The organism is Nocardia sp. FBN12, from assembly GCF_050320175.1.
GTDB lineage: Bacteria > Actinomycetota > Actinomycetes > Mycobacteriales > Mycobacteriaceae > Nocardia.
In genome coordinates this window covers 3793559-3812605 of the sequence record NZ_CP190048.1, presented here as the reverse complement: position 1 = coordinate 3812605, position 19047 = coordinate 3793559, and the positions used below count along the sequence as shown (strand labels likewise).

Below are 19047 nucleotides of genomic sequence, written 5' to 3'. Positions count from 1 at the left end.
TCGCGAGCCTACCGGGCCGTTCATCTGCGCCGACCGCACCGCGAGACCGGCGACCGTGTCCACTACCGACGGCAGCGGCCCCGACCCGGAATCCGGATCGGGGCCGCGCAGTGCCTGGAAAAAAGCAGTGCCTGAAAATGCAGCCGAATCAGACCGCGGCCGTTGCCAGCGCCTCGGTCGAGGCCACCGCCTGGCCGACACCGGCCACGATCGCCGCCGCCCGCAGCGACTCGAAGATCACCTCGCGCGACACACCGGCCTCGCGCAGCGTCTTCTCGTGCGCCTCGAGGCAGTGCGCGCAGCCGTTGATCGACGACACCGCGAACGACCACAGCTCGAAGTCGGCCTTGTCGACGCCGGGGTTGCCGATGATGTTCATCCGCAGACCGGCGCGCAGATCGTCGTAGCGACCCTCGAGGAACGCCTTACCGCGGTAGAACACATTGTTCATGCCCATGATCGACGCGGCACCCAGCGCGGCGTCGTACGCCTCGGCCGAGAGCACGTCGGCGGCCTCTTCGGCGATCTCGCGCAAGGTGGTCGCCGAACGGGTGGCGGCGGCCGACGCCAGCAGGGTGCCCCACAGTTGCTGCTCGTTGAGCACCGTGGTGCGTGCCAGCGAGGACAGATTGAGCTTGAGGTCCTTGGCGTACTCGGGAAGAGAGTTCTTCAGGTTCTCGATGCTCATGACAGTGGGGCTCCTCTGGGATGTTTCGGTGGGGAAGGGGTGAATCAGACTCTGGCCGAAAGGAGTTCGCCCGCGTCGATGGTCGGGTCGCCCTTCTTCCAGTTGCAGGCGCACAGCTCGTCGGACTGCAGGGCGTCGAGCACGCGCAGCACCTCGTCGACATTGCGGCCGACCGAACCGGCGGTCACCGAGACGAACTGCACCTCGTTGTTCGGATCGACGATGAAGGTGGCGCGATCGGCGACCCCGTCGGCGTTGAGAACGCCGGTGGCGGTGGCCAGTTCACGCTTGAGGTCCGACAGCATCGGGAAGGGCAGGGTCTTGAGATCCTCGTGCTGGGCGCGCCACTGGAAGTGCACGAACTCGTTGTCCACCGAGGCGCCGAGGACCTGGGTGTCGCGGTCGGCGAACTCGTCGTTCAGCTTGCCGAACGCGGCGATCTCGGTGGGGCACACGAAGGTGAAGTCCTTGGGCCAGAAGAACACGATGCGCCACTTGCCCGCGTGGTCGTCGCTGGTGATCTGGGTGAAGTAATCGTCGGGCTGCTGCGCGTCGACCTTGGAGAGATCGCCTCCGATGACGGCCTTGAGGTTGTATGCCGGGAACTGGTCGCCGATGGTCAGCAGAGCCATGCTTCGTCTCCTCATTCGTGGTGTGGTTGATGTCAGCGTACTGAAAGGTAAAGCCGATTGCTGCCCGTATACTGATAGGTGTGAGTGATCAGACTTATCAGCCAACCCTGTCGCAGCTGCGTGCGTTCGTCGCCGTCGCCGAATACCGGCATTTCGGCACCGCCGCAGCGCGTTTGACTGTGAGTCAACCCACGTTATCGCAGGCACTGGCATCACTGGAAAACGGTCTCGGGCTCCAGTTGATCGAGCGCAGCACCCGCCGGGTGCTCGTCACCGCGGCCGGGATGCGGCTGCTGCCCCAGGCCATGGCGACGTTGGAAGCGGCCGATCGATTCGTCGCCTCGGCGACCGGCGACACGCTCGGTGGCACGTTGCGCGTGGGCATCATTCCGACCGTGGCGCCCTATGTCCTGCCCGAGCTGCTGCCCGAGTTACGCCGCAAACTGCCCGGGGTGCTGCCCCAGGTGGTCGAGGACCAGACCGCGCGGCTGCTCGACGGGCTGCGCACCGGCGTGCTCGATGTGGCGGTGCTCGCGCTGCCGACCGAGGCGAGCGGTCTGGTCGAGATCCCGCTCTACAGTGAGGAATTCGTCCTGGTCACCCCGCGCGGACACGAGCTCGCCGGCCGCACCGACCTCGCCGCGCCCGCGCTGGCCGACCTGCCGCTGCTGTTGCTCGACGAGGGCCACTGCCTGCGCGATCAGACCCTCGATCTGTGCCGCTCGGCAGACGTACAGCCCGGCACGGTCGGCGACACCCGCGCCGCTTCGCTGACCACGGTGGTGCAATGCGTGGCGGGCGGGCTCGGCGTCACGCTGATCCCGGAGATGGCCGTGGCGGCCGAAACCGCGCGCGCGAGTCTGGACACCGCCCGCTTCGCCGACCCCGCGCCGGGTCGCACGATCGGGCTCGCATATCGAGGGTCATCCGCGCGGGCCGCGGATTACGAATACCTGGCAGCGGTCATCCGGTCCAAGCGTCCTTTCTGATTTCATTCGTTCGAACGACGTAATTCCCGACCGCCGGTGCTGTTCTTGATAGCGGTGACGATCCCGATTCGGGACCGACACAACTCGAAGTCTCGACAGTCGAAGGAATGCGTCATGTACAAGATTCGTTCAACCGTCGCGGTGCTCGCTTGTGCGCCGCTGATCGCCCTAGGTGCCGGCGTAGCCGGCGCAGCACCCGCGCCGGCCCCCGTCCCCGTCGCACCGGTGCCTGTTCAGGTCGAGCCCGTCGTCTTGTCGCCGTTCATCACGATTCCCGGCGCGCTGGTGACGTGTGTTCCGTTGCTCGTAACCCTGCCCATTCTCTACCCACTGTGCGTGGTCTGAGGAGATACATGCTGAACAAGAGGATCGACCGAGACACTCCCGTACTCCGGTACGGGAGTGTCTCGACCGTTTCGGGTCGATGGACCATTGTCGCTGCCACGCTGCTGCTGATGTGGGCGACTCTCGGATCCGCGCAGGCCCAAGCGCCGGTGACCCTCGGTGGTGGATCGGGCATCGTCTTCGACGAGGGCTCGACCTGCACACTCACCACCATCGGTTACGACGGCGCAGGTCAGCTGGTCGGTTTCACCGCGGCACACTGTGCGGCCGAAGGCGCGGGAGTCTCCGCGGAGGCCGATCCCGGTGCCGGACCCGTCGGCACCGTCGCGTTCACCAATCCTGACTACGACTACGCGGTCATCACCTTCGACGCGGGCCTGGTGAATCCCGTGAACCAGGTCGGTGCCACGGCGATCACCGGTGTCGGACTGCCCGCGCAGTTCCCGGCCGTGGCGTGCAAGGAGGGACGAACCACCGGACAGACCTGCGGTCTGGTCTATGGCGATGTCTTCGGCGGCGCCAGCTGGACGCTGACGCAGATCTGCGTGATCGTCGGTGATTCCGGTGCGCCCGTGGTGGTCGGAAATACCCTTGTCGCCATTGTCAACGGCTATATCGCGGTGCCGTGCCTCGGCCCGCAAGTGGGCGCCAATTTCACCCGAATTCTCGATGATGTGAATGCCCGCGGCGGCGTGGGGGTGGGATTCCACCCGATTTAAACGGACAAAAGTCACTGCGCCGAAATCGCGGTGGTCGATAACAACCGGACCAATTCGGCCTGCCGGTGTGTTTTCGTCTTGGCGAAAATGTGCTGCAAATGTGTCCGGGCGGTGAATACCGAAACGGAGAGTTGCGCGGCGACGGCGGGGAGTCCGTCGCCGCGCAGCACACCGAGTGCCACCGATACCTCCGCCTCGGTCAACCCGTACAGCTCGTGCAGCACGCCCGGATCCGGTGTCGGTTCGTGATCCGGATCGGTGATCACCACGAGCGCGGCCCCCGGCCACTGCCCGTTGCCGGAGTGGGTATCCAGCGGGGAGATCCGCAGGATCAGCGACCGCTTGCCCGACGGCCGGGCCACCGCCACGTTCCCGCCGCCGGACGCCGACCCGGCGGCCTCGTCGATCAGCTGCCGCAGCTGGTCCTGCAGGCGTGCCGAGCCGGCCCGCACATGTCCGAACGAATCCACCGTCAGCCCGTCGCATTCCCGCGCGATGCGCTCGGCCGCCGCGTTGGCGAACACCAGGGCCGTATCGGCGGTGACGATCATGACACCGTGATGAGCCTTCGCCAGGGCCGCGAGCGCGAAGGCGCGTTCGCGTGCCATCGTGACCAGCTTCGCGCGAGTATGCAATGCGCTGCGCAGATGCGGGACGAGCACGCGCAGCAGAACCGGGCCGCCCGGCTGGTCGGTGACCGCACGGTGGTCGGCCATGGTCAGCGACAGCCATGACGACGGCAGATCGCCGGTGAGCCGGGCGATGAAGCTGTTGGCCAGGCCGTTCGCTCGCACGGCCCTGCCGCTGCCACCGTTTCCGTACTCGAACAGTTCTTCGCCGGTCGCGCAGGCACCGACCGGTAGCCAGCGCATGCGGGCGGCGACCGCGGCCAGCTGGCTGTGCACCTCGGTGGCGGTGATCGCGCCCGCGGAGTTGACCTCGACGTCGCCGCGTGCCGGATCGGCGATCACGAGAAAACCGTGCATCGCGTCGAAGGTATCGGTGAGCTGGCGAACCACCCCATCCCAGCGGTCCGGCTCGATGCCTGCGGTGTGTATATCGGCGATCAAGTTCGAAAAGCGTTGTAGCGCAATCGACATGACTGGCCTTCCTCGGGCACCGATCGCGCGCACGATGGTGTCGTACGGCGCGTGCCATCCGAGTTGTTCCAACCTGTAGAGCGTAGTCGATCCAGCGCGGGGGCGACATCCTCCACTGTGTCGTCCGGTTGCGGCGCCTGCCTGATCACCTGTTACTTTGAACGTTGTTCAATTCTGCCGTGAAGGATGCTTGCCGTGCCTGAAGTCGAGAAGAATGCGAAGCCGGTGACCGGGTTCGCCGCACGGGACATGGCCCAGATCGCGGTGTTCGCGGCCCTGATCGCCGCCCTCGGCCTGCCCGGTGCGATCACCGTCGGGTTCAGCGGGGTGCCGATCACGCTGCAGACCCTCGGAGTGATCCTCACCGGCGCCATCCTCGGCGCCCGCAAGGGCACGGCCGCGGTGGCGGTGTTCATCGCGCTGACCATGATCGGGCTGCCACTGCTGTCCGGTGGTCGCACCGGGCTCACCGCGCTGGCTTCGCCGACGGCCGGGTACCTGATCGGCTGGATTCCGGCGACGCTGGTCATCGGGCTGCTGACCGCCATGATCCTGCCGAAGTATCCGCTCGTGTTCGGTCTGCTGATCAACGCCCTCGGCGGCATCGTGATCATCTACCTGTTCGGCACCGCGGGACTGCTGGTGCGCACCGATCTCGGCCCGTGGGCGGCCTTGTCGACCAATTTCGCGTTCATACCCGGCGACCTGGCCAAGGTCGTGATCGCCACGGTCGTCGCGAAGGGTGTACATCGCGCGTATCCCGGGCTGATCGGTCCCCGGTCCGCGTGAGCGAGATCGTCGTCAGCGCGGTCGGGCACCGTTTCGGTGAGCGCACCGTGCTGCGCGATATCGACCTGCGGATCACCGAACGCCGGGTCGGATTCATCGGTGCCAACGGGTCCGGCAAATCGACGCTGGCCCGGATGCTCAACGGACTGCTGAAGCCATCCACCGGCACCGTCACCGTCGACGGACTCGACGTCGCCCGCAAGGGTGCGCAGGTGCGGCGCAAGGTGGGCTTCGTATTCACCGACCCCGACACCCAGATCGTGATGCCGACGGTCGCCGAGGACCTCGCGTTCTCCCTGCGCCGCAGCGGCCTGAGCAAGGACGACATCGCGGTCCGCGTGCGGCGGATGCTCGACCGATTCGGCCTCGCCGCGCACACCGACCATCCGGCGCACCTGCTCTCCGGCGGGCAGAAACAGCTACTGGCCATCGGTTCCGCGCTGATTCGCGAGCCCGAGGTGATCGTCGCCGACGAACCGACCACGCTGCTCGATCTGCGCAACGCGCGGCGGGTATCGCAGGCCTTGAACTCCCTCGATCAGCAGGTGATCGTGGTGACCCATCAGCTCGGGCTGCTCGACGGATTCGATCGAGTCGTGGTGCTGGACAACGGTTCCGTCGTGTTCGACGGTCCGCCGGTGGCGGCGATCGACGCATATCGGCAACTGATCGAATGATCGGTCTGTACTGCCCCGGCGACTCGCTGCCGCACCGGATGCCCGCGGGGGTGAAACTGGCGCTGTTGCTGGTCGCGATCCTCGTGATGACGGTGTTCGTGCGCGGTCCGCTCGGTGTGCTGATCGCGGTGGCGCTGGTGGCGGGCTTGTTCGCGCTCGCGCGCATCTCCTGGCGGGTGGCCTTCGCCCAGGTGCGCCCGGTGCTGTGGATGACGGCGATCATCGGGGCGTTTCAGCTGCTCACCACCTCGCCGGGGCGGGCCCTGGTGGTGTGCGGGGTACTGCTCGTATCGGTGGCGCTCGCCGCGCTGGTCACGGTGACCACGCGGGTAACGGCCATGTTGGACGCCTTGACTCGCGCGCTGGGCCCGCTGCGTCGCGTGGGAGTGAACCCGGAGCGGGTGAGTCTGCTTCTCGCGCTGGCCATTCGATGCGTTCCGTTGCTGGCGCAGATCGTCCACGATGTCGGCGAGGCGCGGCGCGCCAGGGGGGTGTCGTGGTCGGCGACCGCACTGGTCACGCCCGTGCTGGTGCGGGCGCTGCGGACCGCCGACGCGATGGGTGAAGCGCTGGCCGCACGCGGTGTCGATGACGACTGAGGTCGCGGACATTCACCTTGCCATTCATAGACGACCGGTCGTATAGTCCTTCGTATGGCACGACCACGGCGCAGTGACGACACGAGGGCGCTTCTCATCGAGGAGGGCGCGGTCGGCCTGCTGTCCAACGGCTATCACGGCACCGGCATCAAGCAGGTGCTCGACAAGGTCGGGGTGCCGAAAGGCTCGTTCTACAACTACTTCGACAGCAAGGAGAGCTTCGCGCAGGCGGTGATCGAGCATCACTCGCAGTGCGTGCGGCGCAATCTCACCGCCGCCTTCGCCGCGGCATCGGACCCGCTCAGTGGCATCCGGGCCTTCTTCGCGACCCTGACCGAAGATTTCGTCGCCGCCGAGTACACCGGTGGCTGCCTGATCGCCAACCTCGGCGGGGAGCTGGAAGGCAGTGAGCTACTGCGGCAGTCGCTGTCGAGCGCGTGGGCGGTCTGGCGCGACGGTATCGCCGGTGCTCTGCGCGAGGCGCAGGCGCAGGGCACCGTGCGCGCCGACATCGACGCCGTTGACCTGGCGGACCTTCTTCTCGAATCCTGGGAGGGTGCGGTCATCAGGATGAAGATCGACCGCACCATCGCACCGCTCGACAAGTGTTTGCGGCGCCTGCTCGACGACTACTTCCGGCCGTAACTCCCGTCGGCGCCCATCTGGTGCCGTGACCATCATCGTCGGCCTTCGGGCCTGCCGTTCTTCGGTCGCCATTCATAGACGACCGGTCGTATATTGCTCGAAAGGATCAGTTCATGTCCACATCGAAGACAGTCGTGGTGACCGGTGGTTCCAGCGGCATCGGGCGTGATGTCGCTCGTGCTCTCGTCGCCCGTGGCGACAACGTAGTTCTCGGCGGGCGCGACGCGGACAAGCTCGCCGAGGTCGCCGCCGAACTCGCCGCACCCGACCAGGTGGCAACCGTGATCGGTGACATCGGCTCGCCCGCCACGGGTTCCGCGTACGTGCGGACCGCACTCGATCGGTTCGATCGGGTCGATGCCCTGGTCAACAGCGCGGGTGTCTTCGGAGCCACGCCGTTCGTCGAGGTCACCGAGGCCGAACTCGATCGCTACCTCGGCGGCAACCTCAAGGGCACCTACTTCACCACCCAGGCCGTCGTCCGGCAGTTGCTCGCCCAAGGGGGCGGCGGCAGTGTCGTCAATATCGGCACGGTCCTCATCGACCATGCCATCACCGGCTTGCCCGCCTCGGCCGCGCTCATCAGCAAGGGTGGCGTGCACGCGCTCACCACCAGCCTCGCGGCCGAACTCGCGCCCGCGAACATCCGGGTGAACGCCGTGGCGCCCGGCATCATCCGCACCCCGCTCTTCGGTGCCGGCGACGAAACCGCCTCGGGCGCACTGGCACTGCTGAACCGGATCGGTGAGGTCGCCGACACCACCGCGGCCGTGCTCTATCTCACCGACGCCGAGTTCGTCACCGGCCACATCCTGCCCGTCGACGGCGGCTTCCGCTCCGGCCGGGCCGCCTGAGTCAGTGAAAAAGGTTCCTGCACAACGTATTCGGGTGCGCAGCGGCTCGTCCTGCGGTCATCCTGGAAGAGCTGCACCCATCGAAAGGACACGCCATGCCGTACGTGAACATCAAAGTCACCGATGAAGGGGTCACCACCGAGCAGAAGGCGCAGCTCATCAAGGGCGTCACCGATCTGCTCTTCGATGTGCTCGGGAAGGACCCCAACCTCACCTTCGTGGTGATCGATGAAGTGCCGCTGACGGATTGGGGTGTGGGCGGGCTGAACGTCGCCGAGTTCCGGGCCAAGCACGCGACGCAGGACTGAAGTGATCGGTGAGCCGGGACAACCGCCCGGCTCACCGAACTCAGGCGAGTCCGTCGAACGGCACCGAGGCGTCGAGTGCGAACCAGCCCATCGGGATTCGCTTGCTCCGCGTCGAGAAGTAGCTCGGTCCCAGCCACAGATCCGGTTCGATCTCGCGCAGTTCGTCGTAGATCCGCCGGGCGGGTCTGCGGGAGCCCACCCGAGGATCGTCGTAGTCGAACAGCACTGCCGGTCGTCCGTCGATCACCGAATCACCCACCGTGGCGACGAAATTCAACGCACGCATGCCGCCCAGCAGGCGGAAGACATTGTGGCCGATCGCCATCTCGTCCACGTGACGAAACGATTTGGCCACCCAGAAGTACGACGGCCGAGCCATCGCCGTTCCGAGTAGTCGCTCGCCCGAACCGGGGAACGAACGCATCGTCACGTCACCGTCGAGCCGCGCGAAGTCGGCCGCCGTCACGTCGGGCGCTCCGGCGAACAGCCCGCGGAATTCGGTGGTTCCCGCCGCGGACAGCGCGTCGAGGCGGGGGCGGTGGTCGGACGGGCGGCGCACCGGCATCAGACCGGGTGCGGACAACGGTGTCGGCTTCATGGGCGGACTCGATTCTGTCGAAACTCGGTCCTCGCATGGTGCCAAGCAACAGTGCCTGCCCGTGCCGGTTTCGCCGACGGAGATGACAGCGGGCCGGGGCGCATCACGCGTCCCGGCCCGCTGGCGGCGCGGTTTACTACTGGCCGCGCAGCGCGTACGGCTCGATCGCGCCGCGCTCCAAGGCCCGCGCGTCGATGGTCTCGGCGCGGTAGGGGAGCAGGGCGAGACGGTCGCGCATGCCGCGGACCGGGTCGTCGATCTTCTCGTTCAGGCCGAACAGGAAGGTCCACTCGTGCTCATCGCTGCCGTAGGGGACCACGGTGGCGAACTGCTCCTGGAAACGGCCCCACGAGCGCTTCAGCGTTTCGTTGCGCCACATCGTCGCGCAACCGGCCTGGGCCGTCAGCACGCCGCCGGGTGCCAGCAGCGCCTTACACCGGGACAGGAACTCCGACTCGTAGAGGCGATTGTGCTGGGCGTCTTCGACGCGCTCGTCGGGCAGATCGATGACGATCACGTCGTAGCGGGTACCCGCTTCCTGGGCCTTGGCCAGGAAGTCCCAGCCGTCGGCGTAGTGCACGTGGATCGGGCCCTCGTGCGCCACCGCGGCGGTGAGCTCGGCGGTGGTGTAGCCGTAGGGCAGGTGCTCGGCGCACAGCTCCACTTCGCGCTGATCGATGTCGACATGGTCGACCAGGGTCGCCCCGGCCGCCACCGACATCTGCGAGGCCACACCCTCACCGGAACCGATGATCAGCACCCGATCGAGCTTCTCCGCCAGCACGAACGCGGGGACCATCATGGCCTCGTGGTAGGTGATCTGGGAGAACTCGGTGGACTGGCGGTCGTCGTCGGAGAACAGGGAGATGCCCTGGTCAGTCCGCGCGATCACCATGTGCTGGAACGGGGTGTTCGTATCGACGATCACCTCGTGCAGATCCCAGATCCGGGTCAGGCCGTCGCCCACCGGTTCGTAGATCTTCTCGGCGCCGTGGCCACGCTGGACCGTCTGCATCCGAACTGTGGTGGGGGACAACTTGTCTCGGAGCAAGTCGACTGCTTTCGTCGCGCCCGCACCGATGCTGCCGCAGGTGAAGACGTCGACGAAGATGTCGCCGGACTCCGGATAGGTGTGAATCGAGGCGTGAGACTCCGCCAACAGCGCGAGGACGGTCACCCCCTGCGGATCGAACTTTTTATGGACGACTTCGCAGATGGTGACGCCCGCCGCGAGCAGAGACTCACGCAACGCCGATTCGAGTCGTTCGAGATCGTCACACAGATCTGTGTCGACGCCACCGAACTCGGCCAGCACGTGCCAGCCGGTGAATTCCGCCGTCATGGCAAACTCACTCTCGCTCAGCGCCCGAGACATGAACGGTCAAGGGCGGAAAACCATTGAAGGACACCGACGAATAACTCGCGGTATAGGCGCCGGTGTGCAGGATCTGAATCCGGTCACCGGCTCGCAACGTGGTCGGCAGAAGGACCTTCGTGCGTTGATACAGTACATCGTCGCCGTCGCAGGTCGGACCCGCGACAACTGCCTCGTCGACCGGATCGCCGTCGCGATCGGTGACGAAACGGTAAGCGATGTACTCGTTCTCGGTCTCGGCCATACCGTTGTATCGGCCGATGTCGAGATACACCCAGCGCCGGCCATCCGGCGCGAAACGCACGCCGACGACCTCGGCGTGGATGGTGCCCGCGTTACCCACCAGCGCACGGCCGGGTTCCACGATCAGGCCGGTGGCCGCGGGCAGGAACTCGGCGGCGGCAGCTCCGATGGCCGCCGCGATCGCGGCGAGCTCGGGGGCGGCGTCGGCGTAGGAGATCGGCAGCCCGCCGCCCACGTTCACGGCGCCGACATGAATGCCCTTGTCCGCCAATGCTTTCACGATCTCACCGGCCTGCTCGATGCCGATCCGCCAGGCGGCGGGGTCGAGCTGCTGGGAGCCGACGTGAAAGTACGGGCCGCCGACCGTCAGGCCCAGATCGCGGGCGCGCACCAGCAGGCGAAGGGCCTCGGCGGGCGCGCAGCCGAACTTGGTGCCGAACGGGGTGCGTGACTCGGGGGCGCTCGACAGGAACCGGCATTCCACCTCGGCGCCGGGGGCGTGGGAGGCGATGCGGTCGAGGTCGTCTTCGGTGTCGAAGGCGTAGCGGCGCACGCCGAGGGCGAAGGCGCGCGCGATGTGGGCGCTCTTCTTGATCGGGTTGCCGTAGCAGAGGCGCTCGGGGGCGACGCCCAGCTCGAGGCACTGGTCGATCTCGCCGATGCTGGCGACGTCGAATTCGGCGCCTTCGTCGTCGAGCAGGGTGATCAGTTCCGCCACCGGCGCTGCCTTGACCGCGTACCGGATCCTGGTGCCGACAGCGACGGCGGCGTCGAGGGTTCGGTAGTTGGCACGTACCCGCTCGGGGTCGATGACAAGGTACGGAGATTCGGGCACGGTGAACTTTCGGTCGGCGGCCGGGAGAGACTATCAGCGGCGCCTACCCAACAACGAATCCGTCAAACATTCGTCATATTCGTCATAGGCAACTGGTATTACTCAGCCTGCGGTGACTGTGACCTCGTCGAACACGACCTCGCCCGCGGCGTCGGATTCCTCGAGGTCCACGATCGCCGTGAGTGCCCAGCCGTGATCGCCCGCCGGGTCGTCGATCACCTGGCGCACGTGCCAGAAACCGGGCCGCTGCTCGATCTGGAACAGCTGTGGGCCGCGCGCGTCGGGACCGGTGCCGATCGTGGCGTACTCGTCGAAATAGGGCGCGAAGTCCTCGGCCCAGTCGGGGCCGGTGCCGAGCTGGTCCAGTTCGTACCAGCGGCGGCGCGACGCCAGCTCCACCCGGCGGAACATGGCGTTGCGCACCATGATCCGGAAGGCGCGTTCGTTGGCGGTGATCGGGCGCACCGTTTCGGCGCCGAACGCGATCTGCTGGGCGTCGTTCTCGGCGCCGGGGTTGGTGAGCTGTTCCCATTCGTCCAGGAGGCTCGAGTCGACCTGACGGATCAGTTCGCCGAGCCATTCGGTGAGGTCGTCGAGGTCTTCGGTGCGGGCGGCGTCGGGCACGGTGCGGCGCAGGGCGCGGTAGGCGTCGGCGAGGTAGCGCAACACCACGCCTTCGGAGCGGGTCAGTTCGTAGTGCGAGATCAGTTCGGCGAAGGTCATCGCGCGCTCGACCATGTCGCGCACCACCGACTTCGGTGACGGCGCGAATTCCGACACCCAGGGGTGACCGGCACGATAGGTCTCGAACATCGGATCGATCAGCTCGGCCAGGGGCTTGGGCCAGGTGACTTCCTCGAGGAGTTCCATGCGCTCCTCGTACTCGATACCGTCGGCCTTCATTTCGTTGACGGCGACGCCACGGGCCTTGTGCTGCTGGGCCATCAGCAGCTGGCGCGGGTCCTCGAGGGTGGCCTCGATCAGCGAGACGACATCGATTGTGTAGGTAGGGCTTTCGCGATCGAGAAGGTCGAACGCGGCCAGCGCGAACGGCGACAGCGGCTGATCGAGCGCGAAATCGCGTTGCAGGTCGACGGTGAGCCGTGCCATCCGGCCCTTCGCATCGGGTTCGGAAAGTTGTTGCACCACACCGGCGTCGCGCAGCGAACGGTAGAGCCGCAGGGCGCGCAGGATGTGTTTGCGTTGCGCGGGACGCGGCTCGTGATTGTCCTCGAGCAGGTGGCGCATGGCGTAGAAGCAGTTGCCGGGGCGGGCGATCACGTTGAGCAGCATCGAGTTGGTCACCGCGAAGCGCGACACCATCGGCTCCGGCGGGGCGGCGATGAGACGGTCGAAGGTCTCCTCGCTCCATGAGACGAAACCCTCGGGCGGCTTGCGGCGCACCACTTTTCGCTGCTTCTTCGGGTCGTCGCCCGCCTTGGCGACGAGGCGGGTGTTCTCCACCTCGTGTTCGGGCGCCTGCACCACCACGGTACCCATGGTGTCGTAGCCCGCGCGGCCCGCGCGCCCGGCGATCTGGTGGAACTCACGGGCTTTGAGCCTGCGGGTGCGCACGCCGTCGTATTTGGTGAGGCCGGTGAGCAGCACGGTGCGAATCGGGACGTTGATGCCGACGCCGAGGGTGTCGGTGCCGCACACCACTTTCAGCAGGCCGTCCTGGGCGAGCTTCTCCACCAGGCGGCGATATTTGGGCAGCATGCCCGCGTGGTGCACGCCGATGCCGTGGCGGATCAGGCGTGACAGGGTCTTGCCGAAGCCAGAGGCGAACCGGAAATCGCCGATGGCGGCGGCGATCGCGTCCTTCTCGGCGCGGGAGGCGAAGTTCACGCTCGTCAGCGCCTGCGCGCGTTCGAGCGCGGCGGCCTGGGTGAAGTGCACGACGTAGACCGGCGCCTGGTGGGTGGTCACCAGCTCTTCGAGGGTTTCGGTGATGGGGGTACGCACGTACGAGAACGTCAGGGGGACAGGACGTTCGGTGCCCGCGACCACCGTGGTCGAACGGCCGGTGCGTGCCTCGAGATCGGTGGCGAAGAAGTCCACCTCGCCCAGCGTCGCCGACATCAGCAGGAACTGGGCGCGGGGGAGCTCGATGATCGGCACCTGCCACGCCCAGCCGCGGTCCGGGTCGGCGTAGAAGTGGAACTCGTCCATCACGATCTGGCCGACCTCGGCCGCCGCGCCCTCGCGTAGGGCCAGGTTCGCCAGGATCTCGGCGGTGGCGCAGATGATCGGGGCGTCGGCGTTGACCGCCGCGTCACCGGTCACCATGCCGACGTTCTCCGCGCCGAACACCTCACACAGCGCGAAGAACTTCTCGCTGACCAAGGCCTTGATCGGCGCGGTGTAGTAGCTGCGCTGTCCGTTGGCCATGGCGAACAGGTGCGCGCCGACCGCCACCAGAGACTTTCCGGAGCCGGTCGGGGTCGCCAGAATGACGTTCGAACCCGACGCCAACTCCATCAGCGCCTCGTCCTGCGCTGGATACAGGGTGGTGCCCTGCTCGGCGGCCCACGCCGCGAACGACTCGTAGAGTGCGTCGGCGTCGGTTCCGGGAATTTCCAGCAGGTCGGTCAGATCCACTCCGACCACCCTAGTGGGTGCGGCGGGTCAGTCCTTACCGCTGCCGGAGGTGTCGTCGTAACCACCTTGCTCGGCCAGGAAGCGCTCGAACTCGGCGCCGAGCTCCTCGCCACTGGGCAGTTCGCCGTCGGCGGCCAACAGGCTGGACTGCTGCTCCTGAGCGGTGACGAAGCTGTCGTACTGGCGTTCCAGCGCCGTGACGACCGTCTCCACCTCCTCGTTGCCCGCGATGTGCTCGGCGACCTGCTCACGCACGCGCGCGGCCGCCTCACCCAGCGCCGAGAGCGGCAGGTCGAGGCCCGCGTTGTCGGCGAAATTCTCCAGCAGCGTCTGCGCGGCCTCGGGGTAATCGGTCTGGGCTAGGTAGTGCGGCACATGCACCGAGAACCCGAGCGATTCGTGGCCGTGCTGTGCCATCCGGTACTCGAGCAGCGACGACGCGCTGCCCGGCACCTGCAACTCGCCCGGCCAGCGCTGGTGCTCGCCGATCAGCGAACGATCCGAGGAGTGCGCGGTGACACCGAGCGGACGGGTGTGCGGAATCGCCATCGGGATCGCCGAAAGGCCGATCGTGCGGCGCACGCCGAGCTGTTCGGCCAGCAGCCGCACCGCGGTGGTGAACTTCTCCCAGCGCAGATCCGGTTCAAGGCCCGAGAGCAGCAGGAACGGGGTGCCCGCGGTGTCGCGCAGCGCCCACAGGTTCAGTTCCGGTTCGGCGTAATCGGCGAAATGATCGGTGTTGAACGTCATCAGCGGGCGCCGGGAACGGTAATCGAGCAGTTCGTCGACGTCGAAGGACGCCACCAGCTCCGATTCGAGGCTCTCGCGCAGGTGAGTGGTCGCCAAGCGCACGGCGTGCCCGGCATCGGTGAACCCTTCGAGGCCGTGCACCAGCACGGGGCCCGCGCCGTCGTCCGCGGACAACTGCGGGGCCGGGAACTCCAGTTCGTACATATGCGACTGGTCATCCATCGCGTTTCTCCTTCCTGCGCGGTCCACCATCGCTCGCGGGGGTGGGGAAGCGGATCTCCATTGTCCCCCACGCGAGCAGTGCCATCACACACGGCCGGGGACGGCTCGTCCTGGTAGACAACATCATGCACGTCGCCTGCATTCCCGTTGGGTGTCGCGACCGGGCTGCTGGCGGCGGTCTACGCGTCGCGCGCGCTCCCACCCGGCGTGGCGTCAGCGGGCCGAACGACGAGGTGGGGCACAGTGGACAGGGTGAACGTGGCGCAGGCGACACCGATCCGCGCGGGTGATCCTGGCCTGCGCCGTTGGTGGCTGGGGTTGGCGGCGGTGTCGTTCGTGCTGACGGGGTGTGGGGACAGCGTCAGCGGGACGCCGGTCGCCGAGAGCGCGGTGTCGGTACGACAGGTCGACGGTGCGCTGGCCGACCTGCTGCCGTCGCCGGCGCGGTTTCCGGCGCGGTACCCGGCGGTGGTGCTGCCCGCGCAGGCCGCATCGGCCGCCGCGGGTGATCTCGACGGCGTGGGGGCAGGCGCCACTGTGCGCCCGGCGGAGTGCACACCGACCGAAATCGAGCCAGGTGGGGAGCCTGCGGCGGTGGCCGTCGGGTCCGACGAGGTGAGCCGTGCGACGCTGACGGTCGAATTGTCGCGCAGTGCCGAGCTGATTTCTCGCTTGCGCGAGCAGCTCAGCAGATGCGGGCAGATCCACGTTTCCCGGGCAGGGGCGGGCTCGACCGTCACCACCGTGCTCGACCAAGTCGTGCCGCCAGGGGCCGACGACGCGATAGCGTTGCGGCGCACCGTGGTTCCCGATGTCGGCGGGGCCGGGCTGACCCAGACTATGCAGACCTCGATCGGGCAGATCGGCGACGTACGGATCACCGTGACATCGATGACTTTCGGTGTGGGGCAACCGGATACGGCCGCCGTCGACGAAATGTTCGCGACAACCGTTGCCTCCGTGCGCGGTAGCTGAAGCCTCTACCACGAGGCGGTGACAGATTCGTTCGCGGCGCATCGCCGGGACCGGGATTACTCCACAGCTTCGGCGCTACTCACAGGGCGGATGAAAGTCCAGGTCGCCGCACCGGTGGTGCGGTAGGCAACGGGCACGGTGGAGCCATGACGCCTTCGACGAACTCCACCCGCCGGGCCAAGCGCACCGGACCGTTTCCCCGCGCGCTCGGCTGCGCCGAATCCACGCCCCGCTACCCAGGCGGGCTGCCGCGCCCACCGCTGCGGGTCGACGAACCCGGCGAACTGATCGCGGCCCTGCCCGCGATGCTCGGCTTCGTCCCGGAACGATCCCTCGTCGTCGCCGTGCTGCACGAGGTGGCGGGCGGGGCCGCCGAGGCGATCGAGGCGGTAGTGCGTTTCGACCTCGATGTGACCACCGACATGCGGCTTCTCGACCAGTTCATCGCCTGCCTCGGCTCGATCTGCCTGCGCGAAGAGGCCACCGGGGTACTCGCCGTCTTCGTCGAGGACCGCGCCGAGTTCGAGGGTGAGGAAGTCTTGCGTGCGGCGGATCTGGTCGCGGTGCTGGCCGATGACGGCATCGATGTTCGCGGTGCCTGGTCGGTGCCCGCGATCGCGGCAGGCGAGCGCTATCGCAGCGTGTTCGGCACGTTCGGGACCGGCCTTGTCGCCGATCCTTCGTCCTCGATCGTCGCGGTCTCACATGTCCTGGACGGCAAACAGATCCGCGGTTCCCGCCACGAGATGACCGCGCTGATGATTCCCGATGACCTGCTGAGCGCGCGGGTGCGTGCCCAGCTCGCGGAGGCGGACGCGCGATACCGGGGTGGGCTCACGGCGGCGACGCGCGCCGGCACCGTGTCGGCCTACCAGCGACGGGCACTGGAATGGGTGCTGTGGCAGATCGCCGACACGGCCTCCGGTGCCCCGCGTGCCGAACGCGAACTCGCGCGGTTGGCCGCGACCCTGCGCGACCGGCCGATCCGCGACGCCATGTACGGGCTGGCGCTGGGCGACCACGCCGAAGCAGCCGAGTTGCTGTGGGCCCAGCTGGCCAGGGCGACGCCGGGGCGCGATCGCGCCGAGGCCGCGGCCCTGCTCGGCTTCAGCGCCTACCTGCGCGGTGACGGGCCGTTCGCCGGCGTGGCGATCGCCGCCGCGGTGGAGGCCGACGCCGAGCATTCGATGGCGGTGCTGCTGGAGACCTCGCTGCAGACCGGTTTGCGGCCTGAACGGCTACGTAAACTCGCACACTGCGGTCACCGGATCGCAGCCGACCTCGGGGTCGATATCGGCCCGATCGCCCTGTGAGACAGGCGATCCGGCGGCCGCTGTCGACGTGCGGCGGCCGCCGTTGATTGATTCAGCGGGTGCTGGTGTGATTCAGCGGGTGCTGTGGGCTTTCGTGCCGAGCGAACGCAGGAAATCCCAGGCGTCGGAGACGATCTCGTCGAGGTCGTTGTGCTCGGGGCGCCAGCCCAGTTCGGCGACCGCGCGATCACTGGAGGCGATCAGCACAGCCGGATCGCCCGCGCGGCGCGGCGCGTCGATCGTCTCGATCGGCAGACCGGTGACCCGCTCACACGCCGAGATCACTTCGCGCACCGAGAAACCCGTGCCCGAACCGAGGTTGCAGATCCGGTGCGTGCCCGGCTGCGACGACGACAGCGCGAGCAGGTGTGCCTGCGCCAGATCGCGGATGTGGATGTAGTCACGCACACACGTACCGTCCGCCGTCGGCCAGTCGGTGCCGTACACCGAAATGGCCTTGCGGTGACCCAGCGCCACCTGCAACACGAGGGGAATCAGATGCGTTTCCACGACCCGGTTCTCGCCGAGCCCGGCATACGCGCCCGCCACATTGAAATAGCGCAGGCTGGTCGCGGCCAGGTCGTGCGCCGCCGCGTAGGAGGTGATGGCGTGATCGATGGCCAGCTTGCTCGCACCGTAGGGGTTGGTGGGGCGAGTGGGCGAGGCCTCGGTGATCGGGACCTGCTCGGGCTCGCCGTACACCGCGGCGGTGGAGGAGAACACCAGGCGCGGCGTGCCGGTCTCGCGGATCGCCTCGAGCAGCGTCAGCGTCTTCACCACATTGCCGTGCCAGTACTTCTCCGGTTGCTCCACCGACTCACCGACCAGCGACTGCGCCGCGAAATGCAGGACGCCGTCGAAGGATTCGGCGCGCAGCAGGTCGGGCGCCGCCACGGCGATGTCGCCGTCGACGAATCGGGCGCCGGCGGGGACGCCGTCGGCGTTACCGGTCGAGAGGTCGTCGACGACGACCACCTCGTGGCCCTCTTCGAGCAGCACTGCGGCGCAGACGCCGCCCACGTAGCCGGCGCCGCCGGTGACAAGAAGTTTCACGTATCAGACCAGCCTCACCTGGACGGCATGCGCCATCTCTTCGGACAGTTCGAAACCGCTGTGGCCCGGCACCGTGATCAGCACCGCACCCGGCTTGGTCTCCACGGTAACGCGGGCATCGGGCACCACGCCCGCCTCACGCAACCGACCGATGACCTCCGGGTCGGTCTGGATGTGCTCGGCCAGTCTGCGCACGACCACCGCGTGCAGCGCGCCGTTGGGCAGATCGGAGAGCCGGATCAGCTTCTCCTCGGCGGCGGGCGCGTCGGCGAGGCCGAGTTCGTCCAGACCGGGAATGGGGTTGCCGTAGGGCGAGGTGGTCGGGTGGTTGAGCACCTCGATCAGGCGTCGTTCCACCTCCTCGCTCATCACGTGCTCCCAGCGACACGCCTCGGCGTGCACGTTCTCCCAGTCCAAACCGATGATGTCGACCAGCAACCGCTCGGCGAGCCGGTGCTTGCGCATCACCGACACGGCCATGGACCTGCCTTTGTCGGTGAGCTCGAGATGGCGGTCGCCGGCGACGAGCAACAGGCCGTCGCGCTCCATCCGCGCGACCGTCTGGCTCACCGTCGGACCACTCTGCTCGAGGCGTTCGGCGATCCGCGCCCGCAAGGGCACCACGCCCTCTTCCTCGAGGTCGTAGATGGTACGGAGATACATCTCCGTGGTGTCGACCAGATCCTTCACCTGATACCCCTTCGTCTGCACGAATTCTACCCACGCGCGAACGCCGG

Annotated in this window: 21 protein-coding genes; 11 read left to right on the top strand and 10 right to left on the bottom strand. The window is 67.4% G+C overall.

The genetic code is table 11. The annotated features are described in order from the left end of the window. Positions 1 to 148 precede the first annotated feature (148 nt). Together ACQHI0_RS18335 and ACQHI0_RS18330 are read right to left on the bottom strand one after the other, a co-directional pair. Positions 149 to 688 carry a carboxymuconolactone decarboxylase family protein gene (locus ACQHI0_RS18335; protein ID WP_427903094.1) on the bottom strand — a complete coding sequence of 180 codons (540 nt, stop codon included), beginning with the start codon at positions 686 to 688 and terminating at the stop codon, positions 149 to 151. A 44-nt stretch (positions 689 to 732) separates the two neighbouring features. After that, on the bottom strand, positions 733 to 1320 hold the full coding sequence (locus ACQHI0_RS18330) for a peroxiredoxin (protein WP_427903093.1): 588 nt from the start codon (positions 1318 to 1320) through the stop codon (positions 733 to 735). An 80-nt stretch (positions 1321 to 1400) separates the two neighbouring features. Here ACQHI0_RS18330 and ACQHI0_RS18325 point away from each other — a divergent pair, with 80 nt between their 5' ends. The 3 genes from ACQHI0_RS18325 to ACQHI0_RS18315 all read left to right on the top strand — a co-directional run bounded on the left by ACQHI0_RS18325 (position 1401) and on the right by ACQHI0_RS18315 (position 3373). Then, the gene (locus tag ACQHI0_RS18325) at positions 1401 to 2309 is read left to right on the top strand and encodes a hydrogen peroxide-inducible genes activator (protein WP_427903092.1); all 909 of its coding nucleotides are present in this window, start codon (positions 1401 to 1403) and stop codon (positions 2307 to 2309) included. A gap of 114 nt (positions 2310 to 2423) precedes the next feature. Beyond that, the gene (locus ACQHI0_RS18320; RefSeq protein WP_427903091.1) at positions 2424 to 2654 is read left to right on the top strand and encodes a hypothetical protein; all 231 of its coding nucleotides are present in this window, start codon (positions 2424 to 2426) and stop codon (positions 2652 to 2654) included. 110 nt (positions 2655 to 2764) lie between these two features. Further along, a complete protein-coding gene (locus tag ACQHI0_RS18315) occupies positions 2765 to 3373 on the top strand; it encodes a serine protease (RefSeq protein ID WP_427909206.1) in 609 nt (202 codons plus the stop codon). An 11-nt stretch (positions 3374 to 3384) separates the two neighbouring features. Here the strand turns inward: ACQHI0_RS18315 and ACQHI0_RS18310 are convergent, their stop codons facing one another. After that, positions 3385 to 4473, bottom strand: a complete 1089-nt coding sequence (locus ACQHI0_RS18310; protein ID WP_427903090.1) for a helix-turn-helix transcriptional regulator — start codon at positions 4471 to 4473, stop codon at positions 3385 to 3387. A gap of 186 nt (positions 4474 to 4659) precedes the next feature. On the opposite strand from ACQHI0_RS18310, the gene ACQHI0_RS18305 reads away from it, so the two are divergent. The 6 genes from ACQHI0_RS18305 to ACQHI0_RS18280 all read left to right on the top strand — a co-directional run bounded on the left by ACQHI0_RS18305 (position 4660) and on the right by ACQHI0_RS18280 (position 8345). Then, entirely contained in the window at positions 4660 to 5262 is a 603-nt protein-coding gene (locus tag ACQHI0_RS18305; protein WP_427903089.1) for a biotin transporter BioY, read from the top strand. Further along, on the top strand, positions 5259 to 5939 hold the full coding sequence (locus tag ACQHI0_RS18300; protein WP_427903088.1) for an energy-coupling factor ABC transporter ATP-binding protein: 681 nt from the start codon (positions 5259 to 5261) through the stop codon (positions 5937 to 5939). Before ACQHI0_RS18305 ends, ACQHI0_RS18300 begins: the two co-directional genes overlap by 4 nt. Beyond that, positions 5936 to 6538 (top strand): energy-coupling factor transporter transmembrane component T family protein, encoded by a 603-nt coding sequence (locus ACQHI0_RS18295; protein WP_427903087.1) that lies wholly within the window; start codon positions 5936 to 5938, stop codon positions 6536 to 6538. The genes ACQHI0_RS18300 and ACQHI0_RS18295 overlap by 4 nt, the downstream gene beginning before the upstream one ends. A 54-nt stretch (positions 6539 to 6592) precedes the next feature. Next, positions 6593 to 7183, top strand: coding sequence for a TetR family transcriptional regulator C-terminal domain-containing protein (locus tag ACQHI0_RS18290; protein WP_427903086.1), 591 nt, complete (start codon positions 6593 to 6595; stop codon positions 7181 to 7183). A gap of 113 nt (positions 7184 to 7296) precedes the next feature. Continuing rightward, a complete protein-coding gene (locus ACQHI0_RS18285; RefSeq protein ID WP_427903085.1) occupies positions 7297 to 8037 on the top strand; it encodes an SDR family NAD(P)-dependent oxidoreductase in 741 nt (246 codons plus the stop codon). Between the two features lie 95 nt (positions 8038 to 8132). Further along, a complete protein-coding gene (locus ACQHI0_RS18280; RefSeq protein ID WP_427903084.1) occupies positions 8133 to 8345 on the top strand; it encodes a tautomerase family protein in 213 nt (70 codons plus the stop codon). Positions 8346 to 8385: 40 nt separating this feature from the next. Here ACQHI0_RS18280 and ACQHI0_RS18275 read toward each other — a convergent pair whose 3' ends face one another. From ACQHI0_RS18275 to ACQHI0_RS18255, 5 genes are all read right to left on the bottom strand, one after another. Continuing rightward, a complete protein-coding gene (locus tag ACQHI0_RS18275) occupies positions 8386 to 8943 on the bottom strand; it encodes a hypothetical protein (RefSeq protein ID WP_427903083.1) in 558 nt (185 codons plus the stop codon). A gap of 136 nt (positions 8944 to 9079) precedes the next feature. After that, on the bottom strand, positions 9080 to 10285 hold the full coding sequence (gene speD / locus ACQHI0_RS18270; protein ID WP_427903082.1) for an adenosylmethionine decarboxylase: 1206 nt from the start codon (positions 10283 to 10285) through the stop codon (positions 9080 to 9082). A 7-nt stretch (positions 10286 to 10292) separates the two neighbouring features. Then, a complete protein-coding gene (locus ACQHI0_RS18265) occupies positions 10293 to 11396 on the bottom strand; it encodes a type III PLP-dependent enzyme (RefSeq protein WP_427903081.1) in 1104 nt (367 codons plus the stop codon). Positions 11397 to 11498: 102 nt separating this feature from the next. After that, positions 11499 to 13997 (bottom strand): DEAD/DEAH box helicase, encoded by a 2499-nt coding sequence (locus tag ACQHI0_RS18260; protein ID WP_427903080.1) that lies wholly within the window; start codon positions 13995 to 13997, stop codon positions 11499 to 11501. A 27-nt stretch (positions 13998 to 14024) separates the two neighbouring features. Then, positions 14025 to 14969 (bottom strand): PAC2 family protein, encoded by a 945-nt coding sequence (locus ACQHI0_RS18255; protein ID WP_427903079.1) that lies wholly within the window; start codon positions 14967 to 14969, stop codon positions 14025 to 14027. 252 nt (positions 14970 to 15221) lie between these two features. Here ACQHI0_RS18255 and ACQHI0_RS18250 point away from each other — a divergent pair, with 252 nt between their 5' ends. Together ACQHI0_RS18250 and ACQHI0_RS18245 are read left to right on the top strand one after the other, a co-directional pair. Further along, positions 15222 to 15944 (top strand): sensor domain-containing protein, encoded by a 723-nt coding sequence (locus tag ACQHI0_RS18250; protein WP_427903078.1) that lies wholly within the window; start codon positions 15222 to 15224, stop codon positions 15942 to 15944. A gap of 146 nt (positions 15945 to 16090) precedes the next feature. Continuing rightward, on the top strand, positions 16091 to 17257 hold the full coding sequence (locus ACQHI0_RS18245) for a DUF4192 domain-containing protein (protein ID WP_427903077.1): 1167 nt from the start codon (positions 16091 to 16093) through the stop codon (positions 17255 to 17257). Positions 17258 to 17329: 72 nt separating this feature from the next. Here the strand turns inward: ACQHI0_RS18245 and galE are convergent, their stop codons facing one another. Further along, complete coding sequence (gene galE, locus ACQHI0_RS18240; RefSeq protein WP_427903076.1) at positions 17330 to 18310, bottom strand: UDP-glucose 4-epimerase GalE; 981 nt, start codon at positions 18308 to 18310, stop codon at positions 17330 to 17332. A 3-nt stretch (positions 18311 to 18313) separates the two neighbouring features. Next, on the bottom strand, positions 18314 to 19000 hold the full coding sequence (locus ACQHI0_RS18235) for an iron dependent repressor, metal binding and dimerization domain protein (protein ID WP_427909205.1): 687 nt from the start codon (positions 18998 to 19000) through the stop codon (positions 18314 to 18316). Positions 19001 to 19047: the final 47 nt, after the last annotated feature.